This is a genomic window from Haloferax gibbonsii (assembly GCF_001190965.1).
In the GTDB taxonomy this organism is placed as follows: Archaea; Halobacteriota; Halobacteria; order Halobacteriales; family Haloferacaceae; genus Haloferax; species Haloferax gibbonsii.
In genome coordinates, this window is sequence record NZ_CP011947.1 from 388,614 (window position 1) to 401,659 (window position 13,046).

The following is a 13,046-nucleotide window of genomic DNA, read 5'->3' on the forward strand; positions in this document are numbered from 1 at the left end:
AGCGGACCGACCTCGAAGACAGGCGGACCTACGAGTGCCCCGACTGCGGCGCGACCGAAGAGCGGGCGAAGTACCGACATTGGTGAGGTCGGCCCCGCGGTCCGGCGTTCGGTTTATCGTCTCGCCGAACTAACACTATTTCATGAGCGAAGACGACTCGCTGAGCCTCGCACAGAAGGCTTACCACACCGTTACGCCGGGGACCCGACCGCGGACGAACAGCGAGATGGACTCCATCGGGTGGACGATGTTTCTCATCCTCGTCGTCCTGATGGTTCCGTTCTTGCCCTTCATCGCCATCGTCTACGTGCTCTCGAAGGTGTTCGGCTACCTCAACGCACAGCGGGGGCCGAGCCCGTAGCTCGGGGGTCGGACCACAAAAGAGAACGGTGAATGCCAGCAGCGTCGGGTCGGTCGACCTTACTCGGCGAGACCGAGGAGGTCGAACGCGTAGCCGTTGTCGTTCTCGAACGCGTGCTCGTAGGCGACGTGGGCCGCCGCGACGTCCTGAATCGCGAGTCCCGTGGAGTCGAAGACGCTGATGCCGTCGGCGTCGGTGCGGCCGTCGAGGTTCCCGAGGACGATGTCGCCGATTGCGCCGTAGATGTCGTCGTCGGTGAGGACGCCCTGATTGTACGGGACGTTGATTTCGCCGGAGTGGGTGGTCTGGGCGTGGTCGTCGATGACGAGCTTGGCGTCCAAGAGCACCTCGTCTGCGAGTTCGTGTTTGCCCTCGGCGTCGGCACCCATCGCGTTGATGTGGGTGTGGTCGCCGACCGCGTCGCGCGGGACGATGGGCGACTCGACGGGCGTCACCGTCGACAGCACGTCACAGCTTGCGGCCTCCTCGATGGAGCCGGCGCGGATGTCGAACTCGTCTTCGAAGGCGTCGATGAAGTCGGCGACGCGCTCCTCGTCGAGGTCGGAGATGACGACTTCCTCGATGTCGCGGACCTCGCTGATGGCGCGAAGCTGCGTGTACGACTGGACGCCCGCGCCGACGATACCCATCGAGGAGGCGTCCTCGACGGCGAGGTAGTCGGTGGCGACGGCCGCGGCCGCGCCGGTGCGGAGCATCGTGAGCTCCGTCCCGTCGAGGAGCGCCAGCGGGAAGGCGTTCTCGGGGTCGGAGTAAATCATCGTGCCCATGACGGTGGGCAGGTCGTACTTGTCGCCGTTGTCGGGGTGGACGTTGACCCACTTGATGCCCGCGGCGTCCCAGTCGCCCGCGTCTAAGTAGGCGGGCATCGACCGGAAGTCGCCGTTGTACTGCGGCAGGTCGATGTAGGACTTCGGCGGCATCTGGGCGTCGCCGGACTCGTAGGCGGCGAAGGCGTCCTCGATGGCCGAGATGAGCTCCGGCATCTGGACGTTCTCGTGAACGTCGTCCTTGTTCAACAGCAGCGTCTTGCGCATAGAGACACGTTGCCGTACCTGCTACTTAGTTCGTTCCATTTCTGAACACAACTGCAAGTGTATCTGAGAAAGTGAGATAATTATCCAACTTCTCTGACATCGGTGAATCAGCGTGGGGCTCTCGTCCGATCGTCGCGAGAGTCGGAATCGACGCCCATCGGTTGCTTCTCCCCCGCGTACCGTCGTTCGGAGGCGCAGCCGCGGCTCTTCGGATGCTCGGCAGCCGTTTTGCGCCAAAAAGTGAGTGATTCGTCGCGCGGTGCAGGCGTCGGGGGATGGGTGAAAGGCGTTAGCCGATTTTCACATCGCGCCGCCCATACCGCCCATGCCGCCCATGCCACCCATGCCGCCGGGTGCGCCGCCCTCGTCGTCGTCGTCGCCGCCGGTGGAGAGGTCACCGGCCGCGATGATGTCGTCTATCTTGAGGACGAGGTTCGCGGCTTCGGAGGCGGAGGCGACGGCCTGCTCCTTCGCGTGAGCCGTCTCGACGACGCCCGCTTCGAACGCGTCTTCGACCTCGCCGGTGAAGACGTTCAGCCCGGCGCGGACCTGACCCTCTTCGTGGGCCGCGCGGAGGTCGACGAGCGTGTCGATGGAGTCGAGACCGGCGTTCTCCGCGAGGACGCGCGGGACGAGTTCGAGCGCGTCGGCGAACGCCTCGACCGCGAGCTGCTCGCGGCCGGAGACGGAGTCGGCGTAGTTGCGGAGGCGCGAGGCGAGTTCGACCTCGATAGCGCCGCCGCCGGCGAGCACTCGACCGTCGGCGACCGTCGACGCGACGACGTCGAGGGCGTCCTGGACGCCGCGTTCGAGTTCGTCGACGACGTGGTCGGTGGAGCCGCGGAGCAGGAGCGTGACGCCGTGGACGTCGTCGCCGATGCCCTCGACGTAGAACAGCTCGTCGGCCTCGTCGCGGCGGATGGAGGCGCGACCGAGGTCGCCGGCCTCGATGGAGTCGAGGTCGGAGACGACCGCCGCACCGGTGATGTTCTTGAGGAAGCGGATGTCGGACTTCTTCGTCCGGCGGACCGCGAGGATACCCTGCTTCGCGAGGTAGTGCTGGGCGAGGTCGTCGATGCCCTTCTGGCAGAAGACCACGTCAGCGCCGGAGTCGACGATCTGGTCGACCTTCGCCTTCAGCTGGGCCTCCTCCTGGTCGAGGAACTTCTGGAGCTGGTCGGGGCTCTCGATGGAGACGTTCGTGTCGATGTCGGTCTCCTCGACCTCGACGGGCTCGTTGAGCAGCAGCACGTCGGCCTCGTCGAACTGGACCGGCATGTCGTCGTGGACGGGGTCCTTGTCGATGACGGCACCGGTGAGGAGCTCGGACTCGGACGCCGAGCGACCGGTCTGCGTCTCGATGGAGATGTTCTCGAGGTCGACGACGTGGGAGCCATCGTTGGCTTCGACGGTGACCTGTCGGACGGCGCGGACGATGAGGTCCGCGAGCAGCTCCTTGTTGAGCTCGGAGCTCTTGCCCGTCATGGAGGTCTCGGCGACCTTCTTCAGGAGTTCCTCGTCGTCGGGGTCGACGCGCTCCGCGATGTTGTCGATTTCCTCGCGCGCCTTCTCGGAGGCGAGGTTGAAGCCGCGGATGATGGCCGTCGGGTGGATGTCCTGTTCGAGGAGGTCCTCGGCGTTCTTGAGGAGTTCACCCGCGATGGCGACCGCCGTCGTCGTTCCGTCGCCGGCTTCGTCCTCCTGCGTCTCGGCGACCTCGACGATCATCTCGGCCGTCGGGTTGTCGATGTCCATCTCCTTGAGGATGGTGACGCCGTCGTTCGTGATGGTGACGTCGCCCATCGAGTCGACGAGCATCTTGTCCATCCCCTTCGGGCCGAGTGTGGAACGTACCGCCTCGGCGACTGCTCGTGCGGCGCGGATGTTGTACGCCTGCGCGTCGCGGTCCTTGACGCGCTGTGCATCCTCGCCCATGATGATCATCGGCTGACCCTGCTGCATTCGCTGGCTCATAGACAGGCCTTGATTGTTTGTGATTCTATAAAAAAGCTTCGCCGGCGAATCGAGCACTGAACTCCGCGCGTTCGCCGCGTTATCCCGGTAACCGCGCGACAGATGCCTTCTCTCGGGCGTTCGGGGAGTTACTGTGGTACGTCATTTCACACCACAATTCTGTCCCGGCCGGGGCGCTTTATACGCTACTCTTCGACCGGCTCTTTCCAGTGGACCGTCACCGTTCCGACGGCGAACGCGTCGTCGCCGTCGTCGTCGCGGACGACTCGGATGGTGTTCGAGCCCTCGACGAGGCTCGCGCCGGTCACGGTGTCGACCCAGTACTGCCAGCCGTCGCCCGGCGGGATGTCGAACCCCGAAAGCGAGTCGCCGTTGATTCGAATCTCGTGGCCGTACTCGCCCACGTCGAACGCCTGGATACCGAGGTACGGCTCTCGCGGGTCGTCGGTCGGGACGTCGAACTCGAACGTCGCCGTCTCGTTTCCGGCGTCGTCCGCCCAGTCGAGGTCCAGCGTCTCTCCTTCGGGGTGGAGGTGCGACCCGATAAACACGGTCGCGTAGTTCGCGCGGTGGTGCACGCTCACACGTTCTGTTGCGCCCGATAAAAATTCGCGTGGTCGGCGGTCGCGCCGTCAGTCGTCGTCGGGGAGTTCGTCCGCGAGGAACTCGCCGTCGGTCTCGTCTCTCGCGGCGTCGAGCGGGGGCTCGTCGTCGTCTTCGTCTAACACCGATAACTCTCGTTCGTACAGCCGCTCGGTGAGCTGGGTCCGCTTGTTGAGGCCCTTCTTCTCGCGGCCGGTCTTGGTGTCAGGCATTGTCAATCGTGGTATCGTATCCCATGGGGATGAATGTTTTGTCCGAACAGTTGATACGGTCGCTTCTGTGGCGGTACCGTAGGTTGGGTCTGTGGTAGTGCCTCGGGTCGCGTCGAACTGGGGGTGCCCTGCCAGTTTCGACGTAAGTGGTCCTTGGCGTGCGGGGCGATAGACTCCGGCGACGGTTCTCGCCGGCCGGCGATTGCGGGAGAAGCTATGTGCACCGGATGCGAAGGTGAGGGATTTGAGCCTCAGTCGCTCACGACTCGCGGCTCCGCCGTTCGTCTCACTGCGACACTTCGTGTCGCACATTGCTCACTCTGTTCGCTTCGCTCCTTGGTTCAAATCCTCCGGCGGCGTTCTCCCGAACTCGCCGCCCGCAGCGCGACGAGACGCGCTGCTACGTGGGTTGCGTTCGGAAGAAGCGCCAGGAGAGGGATTTGAACCCCCGATCCCAGAGGGAACACGCTTTCCAGGCGTGCGCCTTACCGCTCGGCCATCCTGGCTTACAACGCAACGTTCCCGCCTGGATAATTTAAGCCCTTCCTTTCCGTTCGAGTCGGGGTTCGATGACGTATGTCACGGACCCGACGGCGACGCCGGACGCGACCGCCACCGCGGCGACCGCCCCGAACGACACGTCGATGCCGAGTCCGAGGAGGACCGCGCCCTGCGCGAGAACGCCCACGAGGAGGAGGCTCGCTGCGCCCCACGCGAGCGCAGACCGGACGCGGCGGGCCACGTTACTCCTCGTCGACGACGGCGACGGCCTCGATTTCGACGCCGACGCCCTTCGGCAGGTTGCCGACCTCGACCGCCGAGCGGGCCGGCGGCTCCTCGTCGAAGTAGGTCGCGTACGTCTCGTTCATCTCCTCGAAGTCGTCGATGTCGGCGAGGAACACGGTCGTCTTCAGCACGTCGCTCGCGTCCGCGCCGGCCTCCGCGAGGATGGCCATCACGTTGTCGAGCGACTGCGTCGTCTGCGTCGTGATGTCCTCGTCGTCGAGGAGCTCGCCGTCCGGCGTCAGCGGAATCTGCCCCGCCGTGTAGAGCAGCGAGCCGTTGGTCGTCGCCTGACTGTACGCACCGACCGCGGCCGGCGCTTCGTCGGTCTCGATGACGCGCTTCATACGCGGTGGATTTCGCCACGACGTGATAAAATAGGGTGGAACGACCGGGTCCGCGGCGGAGCGAGCCGGTCGCAGCCCGTCAGTTAGATCGACTTCCCGGAGAGGCTGATGCCGGTCGTGAGGACGCCCGAGGCGAACAACAGCCCCATCCCGAGGGCGGTGACGACGTCGCCGTCTCGGAGCGCGAACCCCGCGACGGCGACGCTGACGGCGACCAGTCCGAGGCCGAGGAGGGTCAGCGGTTTCGTGAGCGATTCGGCGGTGGGGGTTGTGTTGGGGAGCGTAGCCATGGGTGGATTGGTTGTGGGGGAAGGGTCGATTGCAGTCGGTCAGGAGTACGATTCGCCGGTCTCGATTGGCCCGCTGAACGTCGAGTAGAGGATGCCGAAGTAGGCGAACACGAGCGGCAGGAGGAGCGCCGACGCGACGCTCATGATGTTCAGCGGGAGCACCGAGACGATGGCGTCCGCGACGGTCAGTCCGGTCGCGGGGTCGGCCAAGGGGAACATGAGCGTCGCCACGAGCGCGACGAACGCGAACACGAGAATCGGCACGGTCGCGAACGCGAGCGTGTAGCGCCCGTCGCGGAGCGCGAGCAGGTAGCCCGCGGCGGCGGCGAGACTGACGACGACGAGCGCCAGCGGAATCGGCGCGAGGACGCCGAGGTCGGGCCGGACGGCGACGAGATAACCCAGCGTGACGACGACGAGCGCGAGGTAGGCCGCCATCGCACGGGGGCCGTAGTCGGCCACGTCGCGCTGGAGGCTCCCGCGGGTCTTCATGGCGAGGAAGCCGACGCCGGCGACGACGGTGAGCGCGACGACGGCGAGGCCGACGACGACGCCGGGCAGCGACAGAAGTGACTCGACGCCGAGGAGCCAGTGGGCGGCGAACACGCCGAGCAAAAAGGGCGTGCTCACGCTGCCGACGACGAACGCCCGGCCCCACCACGTCTGCCACGCCTCGTCGTGGCGCTGTTCGTACATCTCGGGGGCGAGCCCGCGGAGGATGAGCGCCCCGAGGATGGCGAACATGAGCAGGTAGTGGCGGCTGAAGAGGTTCGCGTACACCGCCGGGAACGCGGCGAACAGCGCGCCGCCGAACACGACGAGCCACACCTCGTTGCCGTCCCAGAAGGGGCCGATGGCGGCGAGCAGCGTCTCGCGCTCCTCGTCGTCGTCGCGGGTCGCGAAGATGGCCCCGACGCCGAAGTCGAAGCCGTCGAGGAACAGGAACATCCCGAGGATGAAGAAGACGAGCCCGAACCACAGCTCCTGCAGCGGCAGGCCGAAGAGCGGGCCGGTGGCGAACGCGCCGTAGTCAGTCATCGCCGCTCACCCCCGCGGGGGAAGCGGTCTCCGCGCCCGCCGCCGTCTCGTCGACGCTCGGCGGCCCCTCGCGGATGATGCGGCGAATCACGTAGGTGTAGAGCGCGAGCAGGCCGGAGTACACGACCGCGAATCCGACGAGCGTGAGCGTCGCCTCGAAGCCGGTGAGCCCGGGTGAGACGCCGTCACTCGTCTTGAGGACGCCCTGGATGACCCACGGCTGTCGGCCCACCTCGGTGACTATCCAGCCGACCTCGACGGCGAAGATGCCGAGGAGCGACGACCCGACGAACGCCTTGTGCAACAGGTCGTCGTCGTACAGGTCGTCGGTCCACCAGCGGTAGGCCGCCCAGAAGGCCAACAGGATGAACCAGAAGCCGGCGGCGACCATGAGCCGGAACGACCAGAAGACGATTGCGACCGGCGGGGCCTCCGTGTCGAACTCGTTCAGGCCGGTGATTTCGGCTTGGGGGTCACCCCCGCTCGCCAGCCACGACGCCCCGCCGGGAATCCCGATGCCGAGCAGTTCCTTGGCGCGCGGGTCGGTGATGTGTTCGAGGCTCGTCGGGATGGCGAAGATGTACTCCGGGACGTAGCTGTCGGTCTCCCAGACTGCCTCCATGGCGGCGAACTTCTGCGGCTGGGTCTCGTAGACGTGGCGGCCGTAGGCGTCGCCGTGAATCGCCTGAAACGGCGCGGTCACGAGCAGGACGACGAGCGCGATTTTGAGCGTCTTCCGCCAGAAGCGCGCGGCCTCGCGGTCGTCGTCGGCGTCGATGCCGCGCTGCCAGACGTGGTACGCCGCGACGCCGGCCATGAACAGCGCGACCGACAGCACCGCGGCGTTCTGCATGTGGACGAACATCCACGGGAACCGCGGGTTGGCGTACGCCGCGATGGGGTCGACGAGCGAGACGACGAGTTGGCCGCTCTCGCTGGCGAGTTCGTACCCTCGCGGCGTCTGCATCCACGAGTTGGCGACGAGAATCCACACCGCCGAGAGCCACGTACCGAGGCCGACGGCGACGGCCGAAACCATGTACAGGGCGTCCGAGACCTTCTCGCGGCCGAAGACGAACACCCCGAGGAACGTCGCTTCGAGCATGAACGCCATCATCCCCTCGGTGGCGAGCGGGCCGCCGAACAGCTCGCCGGCCGCCGTCGAGAACGCCGCGAAGTTCGTCCCGAACTCGAACTCGAGGACGATGCCGGTCACGGTGCCGACGACGAACGAGACGGCGAAAATCTTCGTCCAGAACCGCCTGAGCTGTTCGTACACGGGGTCGTCGGTTCGGATATCCTTCCACGTGAAGTAGATGAGGAAGGGCGCGAGGCCCATGCTCATCACCGGGAAGATGATGTGGACGATGGTCGTGAGCGCGAACTGCAGCCGACTGGCGATGACTGGGTCGAGCATGGTTGGGTGCGGGGTCGCTGGCGCCGAGGCGAACCGGGAAGCGGGGACTTCCTTCTTAAAGGCCTTCGTATTGGGGGAGAGTCAATCCCCGCATGCTTCCCACGAACTGAAAATCATCGTAGGCGGGGTCTTCCGCCCGAATTCGACATAATCGTCCGGGTAAAAAAGGCGGCGTTCGTCGGATACCGCGAACCGACGAAGATATGTCCGAACAGTTCGGATTTAGAACATGAACTTCCTGTGGCAGGCCGGGTACGCCGGAGCCGTGGTTCTCGGCGTCGCGTACCTCGTTTTCCCCGCGCGAATCCACGCGTTCGGGTTCGAGTTCCTCCGCCGCTCGCCCGCGGAGGAGTCCCGCGAGTCCGACGCCCCCGTCTGGCTCTACCGCGGCATCGGCGCGCTCCTCGTGTTTATCGGCGTCACTGGACTCGTCTGAGCGGCCGACCTCGAACCCGGTTCCCGACCGCCCCCGGCGACGCGGTCAGTCGAGGACTTCCACGTCGTAGCCCGCGTCGCGGAGCTCTCCGAGGAGCGAGTCGACGTGGTCGGGCCCGCGCATTTCGAGGTCGATTTCGACTTCCGTCGCGTTCAGCGCGATTTTCCGGGAGGTGCGGTCGTGCCTGACGGCGTAGATGTTCGCCTTCTCCGCGGCGATTATCTCGATGAGCTGTTCGAGCGAGCCGGGGCGGTCCTTCAGCTCGGTCCGAATCTTGAGGTACCGGCCGGTCTCGACGAGCCCGCGCATCACCACGGTCGTCAGCGTGTTCATGTCGATGTTGCCGCCGCACAGCGCGGGGACGACGACCTCGCCCTCCTCGTAGTCGAACTTCTGGAAGACCAGCGCCGCGAGCGCGACGGCCCCCGCGCCCTCGACCAGCGTCTTCGAGCGTTCGAGCAGGTAGGTCAGCGCCACGGCGATTTCCTCGTCGGAGACGGTGACGACCTCGTCGACGCGCTCGCGGATGACCTCGAAGGGTTTGTCGCCGATTCTGCGGACGGCGATGCCGTCGGCGATGGTGTCCACCTCGTCGATGGTCTGAATCGACCCCTTGTTCAACGAGTCCGCGGCGCTGGAGGCCTGTTCCGCCTGCACGCCGATGACGCGGGCGTCGGGGAACTGCGCTTTGATCGCCGTCGAGATGCCGGAGATGAGGCCGCCGCCGCCGATGGGGACGACCACGGTGTCGAGGTCGGGGCAGTCCTCCGCGATTTCGAGACCGATAGTTCCCTGTCCGGCCATGACGTACTCGTCGTCGAAGGCGTGGACGTAGGTCCGGCCCTCGTCCGCCTCGATTTCGTGGGCCTTGGCCTGCGCCTCGTCGTAGTCGTTGCCGTAGAGGACCACGTCGCCCCCGTAGCGCTCGGTGGCTTTCACCTTCGAAATCGGCGCGTACTCCGGCATGACGATTTTCGAGTTCACGCCCGCTCGCGACGCCGCGAGCGCGACGCCCTGCGCGTGGTTGCCGGCGCTCGCGGTCACGACGCCGGCGTCTTTCTCCTCGTCGGAGAGCGTGGTGATGCGGTTCGTCGCCCCGCGAATCTTGAACGACCCCGTGCGCTGGGAGTTCTCCAGTTTCAGGTACACCTCTGCACCCGTCATCTCCGAGAAGGTGTGCGAGTACTCCAGTGGTGTCCATCGGGCGACCGCTTCGACGCGCTCGCGGGCGGCGCGTACGTCGTCAAGCGTGAGCATGGTCAGAAATCGCCCGTGTCTGTGTTTAATCGTTCGGGAACTCGTCCGTATCAGGGCCGTGATGTCAACCCTCATGGTCGTCGGTTGAGGACTCGGATTCGGCTCCGTCGACGCGCGCCGTCGCCGTCGCTCGCCGGTCGGGAAAGGGGAAAGGGGGAATGCACGCGTGTGACGTGCAACTGTCTTTCTGGTCCCCGTGCATATAAACGTCCCCCACCCGGAGTGAAAGTGAAACCGCACGACAGCGGAGACCCATCGCTCGCGTATGACACCCGTCATTCGCGCGTCGCATCGAGAGTGCCAGACGGGACCGCCGCTTCCGATACCGTCAACTGCGCGAGGTCCGTGGCCTCGGCATGAACCTCGGCCGCCTCCGGCGGGTCTGGAAGCGTATCTTCTCGCTCGCCTGGCCGGTGATGGCCGAGCAGACCGCCCAGACGGCGATGCGGACCGTGGACGTGGCCGTCACCGCCGCGCTCTCTCCCGCCGCGGTCGTCGCTATCGGCCTCGCCGACCTCTACGCCCGGTTTCCCCTCCGAATCGGTCTCGGACTCGGCGGCGGCGCAATCGCCCTCTCCAGTCAGGACACGGGGAGCGGCGCGGACGCCAACCGGAGCGAGGCAATCTCGACGGCGCTCCTCCTCGCGTTCCTCGCGGGCGTCCCGTTCCTGATTTTCGGGTTCACGCTGGGCGAGGCGGCCATCGGCGCGTTTCCCGCGAGCGACAGGGCGGTCGCCTTGGGCACGACGTATCTCGCGGTCATCTTCGCCACCTCGCCCGCCCGGTTGGTCTCGCTCGTCGGCTCGCGGTCGCTTCAGGGCGTCGGCGACACCCGGACGCCGATGCTGGTCAACGTCTTCGCCAACGTCGTCAACATCGGGCTGTCGGTCGGTCTCGGCTTCGGCCTCGTCGGCCTGCCCGCGCTCGGCGTGCTGGGTGTCGGACTCGCGACCTCGACCGCCAACGTCCTCTCGGCGGGACTGCTCCTCGCCGCGCTCGCCCGACCCGCGTCGCCGACCTCGCTGGTTCGGCCCCGCGACCGGACGGTCGCCAGCCAACTCGTGCGTATCGCCACCCCGCGGGTCGGCGAGGGCCTCGCCGCCGAACTCGCCGAGTTCCCGTTCAACGCCCTGCTCCTCGGCTTCGGCGACGCCGTCAACGCCGGCTTCCAAATCGGCCGCCGGGTCTACCAGCAGGTCGCCAGCCCGCTGGCACGCGGCTACAACGTCGCCGCCAGCGTCCTCGTCGGGCAGGCGCTCGGAGCGGGCGACAGCGAGACCGCGCGGTATCAAGGCGGGGCGGTGGCGCTCCTGTCGGTCGCCACGGTCGGCGGTATCGGGCTCTTCCTCGCGGCGTTCACCGAGCCCATCGTCGGCCTCGTCGGCTCCGGCGGCGGCGCGGACCTCGAATGGGCCGTGAAGTTCGCCGTCGCCTACGGCCTCGCCGCGCCGGGTCTGGCGCTCTTCGTCGGTCTCTCCGGGTCGCTGCAGGGCGCGGGCGCGACACGAATCCCCTTCGTCGCCCGGCTGACCGGGGTGTTCGGCTTCTTCGTCGGCGCGTCCTACCTGCTCGTCGAGGTGTTCGGCTACGGCCCGCTCGGCGCGCGAATCGGCATCGTCCTGTCGTTCACGTGGATGGGGCTGTTCGCGCTCGTGGCGTTCTACCACGCCGACTGGGCGGGCCACGCCGACTCGCTCATGGTCGAACGCGGGAGCGTCGGCGTCGACGACGCGGGCGAAGACGACTGACCGCGAGACGGAACCGGCGACGCGGAACGGCGCGGAGAACGCGGAAGCGGGAACGGGAGCGACCGCGGGGGACGACGCGTCGCTCCGGGAGACGGGGAACGGGAAAAAGTCGCGTGCGATTCGTCGACTCGCTGCCTATCGCTCGTCGACCGACGGGAAGTCGAGACCCTTCTCGCCGGTGTAGCGGGCGCGGGGGCGGATGAGGCGGTTGTCCTCGTACTGCTCGAGGACGTGCGCTATCCAGCCGCCGACGCGCGAGACGGCGAAGATGGGGGTGTAGAGGTCGATGGGGATGCCCATCTGGTAGTACGTCGACGCGGAGTAGAAGTCCACGTTCGGCGCGAGGCCCTTCTCCTCGCCGATGTACTCCTCGATGGCGACCGACATCTCGTACCACTTCATGTCGCCGGCGGCCTCGCCGAGCGCCTCGGACTTCGCGCCGAGAATCTTCGCGCGGGGGTCCTTGACGTTGTAGACGCGGTGGCCGAACCCGGCGACGCGCTCGCCGCGGTCGAGGGCGTCTTTGACCCACTCGGTCGGGTCCATGTCGCTGTCGTCGACGTCCTTCAGCATCCGCATGACGTTCGCGTTCGCGCCGCCGTGGAGCGACCCCGAGAGCGTGCCGATGGCGGACGTGACCGCGCTGTAGAGGTCAGAGAGCGTCGAGGACGTGACCATCGCGGAGAACGTCGAGGCGTTCAGGCCGTGGTCGGCGTGGAGCACGAGCGCCATGTCGAACGTCTCGGCGAGCACCTCGTTCGGCTCCTCGCCGTTGAGCATGTAGAGGAAGTTCGCCGCGTGATTCAGGCTCTCGTCGGGTTCGACGTAGTCGTCGCCGCGACGGAAGCGGGCGTAGGCCGCGAGCACCGACGGCATCTTCGCCGTGATGCGCTTTGCCTTCTCGAGGTTGACCTCGCGGTCGGTCACGTCCTCGAAGTCGGCGTTTTCGTCGTACGCCGACATCGAAGAGACGAGCGTTCGGAGCGCCGCCATCGGCGACTCGTCCTGCTCTGCGAGCTCGCGCGTCACGTCGAGAATCCCGTCGTCGAGGCCCCGGTGGGCCGCCAGCTCGTCGGAGAACGCGTCCAGTTCCTCGCGCGTCGGCAGCTCTCCGTGCCACAGGAGGTAGAGTACCTCCTCGTAACTTGCGTCCCGTGCGAGGTCTTCGATGTCGTAACCGCAGTAAACGAGTTGTCCCGCGTCGCCGTCGATGAAGCTGAGTTTCGATTCGGTGACCAGCACACCTTCCAGCCCCCGCTTCAGTTCGCCTGACATACCCAGAACGTTGCCTACCATATCAAAAAAGCGTTATCGTTTTCACTCATATGTTATCGACCGCCATACACATACAACGGCAGCCCCGTCTGCCGATTTCGTGGGCAGTCGGTGTCTAAAATAGTGTTCGACGATTGTCGTTGTTTTCGGTGCCCTTATACGGGGTTCACCGAGGGAGCCGCGCGCGGTTCGGGCGACCCGCGGAGTCATATGCGCCCGCGACGTAGTTCTCTCGAACCACGGTGGCACC

At 66.4% G+C, this 13,046-nt stretch carries 14 protein-coding genes and 1 tRNA gene; 3 read left to right on the forward strand and 12 right to left on the reverse strand.

The window, feature by feature from the left end; all coding sequences use genetic code 11:
* The first annotated feature begins 142 nt into the window (after window positions 1-142).
* Window positions 143-361 carry a DUF7535 family protein gene (locus ABY42_RS02080; RefSeq protein WP_004973435.1) on the forward strand — a complete coding sequence of 73 codons (219 nt, stop codon included), beginning with the start codon at window positions 143-145 and terminating at the stop codon, window positions 359-361.
* A gap of 59 nt (window positions 362-420) precedes the next feature.
* Here the strand turns inward: ABY42_RS02080 and ABY42_RS02085 are convergent, their stop codons facing one another.
* From ABY42_RS02085 to ABY42_RS02130, 10 genes are all read right to left on the reverse strand, one after another.
* A complete protein-coding gene (locus ABY42_RS02085) occupies window positions 421-1,416 on the reverse strand; it encodes an alanine dehydrogenase (RefSeq protein ID WP_004973433.1) in 996 nt (331 codons plus the stop codon).
* A 300-nt stretch (window positions 1,417-1,716) separates the two neighbouring features.
* A complete protein-coding gene (gene thsB / locus ABY42_RS02090) occupies window positions 1,717-3,360 on the reverse strand; it encodes a thermosome subunit beta (RefSeq protein WP_004973432.1) in 1,644 nt (547 codons plus the stop codon).
* 215 nt (window positions 3,361-3,575) lie between these two features.
* Window positions 3,576-3,968: a DUF7383 domain-containing protein gene (locus ABY42_RS02095; protein ID WP_049904984.1), complete on the reverse strand. Its 393-nt coding sequence runs from the start codon at window positions 3,966-3,968 to the stop codon at window positions 3,576-3,578.
* Window positions 3,969-4,022: 54 nt separating this feature from the next.
* Entirely contained in the window at window positions 4,023-4,205 is a 183-nt protein-coding gene (locus ABY42_RS02100; protein WP_004973428.1) for a hypothetical protein, read from the reverse strand.
* A 425-nt stretch (window positions 4,206-4,630) separates the two neighbouring features.
* A tRNA-Ser gene (locus tag ABY42_RS02105) sits at window positions 4,631-4,711 on the reverse strand.
* A 29-nt stretch (window positions 4,712-4,740) separates the two neighbouring features.
* Complete coding sequence (locus ABY42_RS02110) at window positions 4,741-4,947, reverse strand: hypothetical protein (RefSeq protein WP_004973426.1); 207 nt, start codon at window positions 4,945-4,947, stop codon at window positions 4,741-4,743.
* Between the two features lies 1 nt (window position 4,948).
* Window positions 4,949-5,335 carry a Rid family detoxifying hydrolase gene (locus tag ABY42_RS02115; protein WP_004973424.1) on the reverse strand — a complete coding sequence of 129 codons (387 nt, stop codon included), beginning with the start codon at window positions 5,333-5,335 and terminating at the stop codon, window positions 4,949-4,951.
* Between the two features lie 83 nt (window positions 5,336-5,418).
* Complete coding sequence (locus ABY42_RS02120; protein WP_004973422.1) at window positions 5,419-5,625, reverse strand: hypothetical protein; 207 nt, start codon at window positions 5,623-5,625, stop codon at window positions 5,419-5,421.
* Window positions 5,626-5,664: 39 nt separating this feature from the next.
* The gene (locus ABY42_RS02125) at window positions 5,665-6,663 is read right to left on the reverse strand and encodes a cytochrome d ubiquinol oxidase subunit II (RefSeq protein WP_050458588.1); all 999 of its coding nucleotides are present in this window, start codon (window positions 6,661-6,663) and stop codon (window positions 5,665-5,667) included.
* Entirely contained in the window at window positions 6,656-8,080 is a 1,425-nt protein-coding gene (locus ABY42_RS02130; protein ID WP_004973418.1) for a cytochrome ubiquinol oxidase subunit I, read from the reverse strand. Before ABY42_RS02130 ends, ABY42_RS02125 begins: the two co-directional genes overlap by 8 nt.
* Window positions 8,081-8,309: 229 nt before the next feature.
* Between ABY42_RS02130 and ABY42_RS02135 the strand changes: the two genes are divergently transcribed.
* Entirely contained in the window at window positions 8,310-8,516 is a 207-nt protein-coding gene (locus tag ABY42_RS02135; RefSeq protein ID WP_004973416.1) for a hypothetical protein, read from the forward strand.
* Window positions 8,517-8,561: 45 nt separating this feature from the next.
* On the opposite strand, the gene ilvA is transcribed toward ABY42_RS02135, so the two are convergent.
* On the reverse strand, window positions 8,562-9,773 hold the full coding sequence (ilvA, locus tag ABY42_RS02140; RefSeq protein WP_004973413.1) for a threonine ammonia-lyase: 1,212 nt from the start codon (window positions 9,771-9,773) through the stop codon (window positions 8,562-8,564).
* A 356-nt stretch (window positions 9,774-10,129) separates the two neighbouring features.
* On the opposite strand from ilvA, the gene ABY42_RS02145 reads away from it, so the two are divergent.
* Complete coding sequence (locus ABY42_RS02145; protein ID WP_050458589.1) at window positions 10,130-11,521, forward strand: MATE family efflux transporter; 1,392 nt, start codon at window positions 10,130-10,132, stop codon at window positions 11,519-11,521.
* A 135-nt stretch (window positions 11,522-11,656) separates the two neighbouring features.
* On the opposite strand, the gene citZ is transcribed toward ABY42_RS02145, so the two are convergent.
* Entirely contained in the window at window positions 11,657-12,796 is a 1,140-nt protein-coding gene (gene citZ / locus ABY42_RS02150; protein WP_004973409.1) for a citrate synthase, read from the reverse strand.
* Between the last annotated feature and the right edge of the window lie 250 nt (window positions 12,797-13,046).

Excerpts from the sequence above, each read along its gene's own strand:
- ABY42_RS02100 (WP_004973428.1), bottom strand. The coding sequence starts at position 4,205 with ATGCCTGACACCAAGACCGGCCGCGAGAAGAAGGGCCTCAACAAGCGG.
- ABY42_RS02080 (WP_004973435.1), top strand. The coding sequence starts at position 143 with ATGAGCGAAGACGACTCGCTGAGCCTCGCACAGAAGGCTTACCACACC.
- citZ (WP_004973409.1), bottom strand. The coding sequence starts at position 12,796 with ATGTCAGGCGAACTGAAGCGGGGGCTGGAAGGTGTGCTGGTCACCGAA.
- ABY42_RS02130 (WP_004973418.1), bottom strand. The coding sequence starts at position 8,080 with ATGCTCGACCCAGTCATCGCCAGTCGGCTGCAGTTCGCGCTCACGACC.
- ABY42_RS02125 (WP_050458588.1), bottom strand. The coding sequence starts at position 6,663 with ATGACTGACTACGGCGCGTTCGCCACCGGCCCGCTCTTCGGCCTGCCG.
- ABY42_RS02115 (WP_004973424.1), bottom strand. The coding sequence starts at position 5,335 with ATGAAGCGCGTCATCGAGACCGACGAAGCGCCGGCCGCGGTCGGTGCG.
- ABY42_RS02135 (WP_004973416.1), top strand. The coding sequence starts at position 8,310 with ATGAACTTCCTGTGGCAGGCCGGGTACGCCGGAGCCGTGGTTCTCGGC.
- ilvA (WP_004973413.1), bottom strand. The coding sequence starts at position 9,773 with ATGCTCACGCTTGACGACGTACGCGCCGCCCGCGAGCGCGTCGAAGCG.
- ABY42_RS02085 (WP_004973433.1), bottom strand. The coding sequence starts at position 1,416 with ATGCGCAAGACGCTGCTGTTGAACAAGGACGACGTTCACGAGAACGTC.
- thsB (WP_004973432.1), bottom strand. The coding sequence starts at position 3,360 with ATGATCATCATGGGCGAGGATGCACAGCGCGTCAAGGACCGCGACGCG.
- ABY42_RS02145 (WP_050458589.1), top strand. The coding sequence starts at position 10,130 with ATGAACCTCGGCCGCCTCCGGCGGGTCTGGAAGCGTATCTTCTCGCTC.
- ABY42_RS02120 (WP_004973422.1), bottom strand. The coding sequence starts at position 5,625 with ATGGCTACGCTCCCCAACACAACCCCCACCGCCGAATCGCTCACGAAA.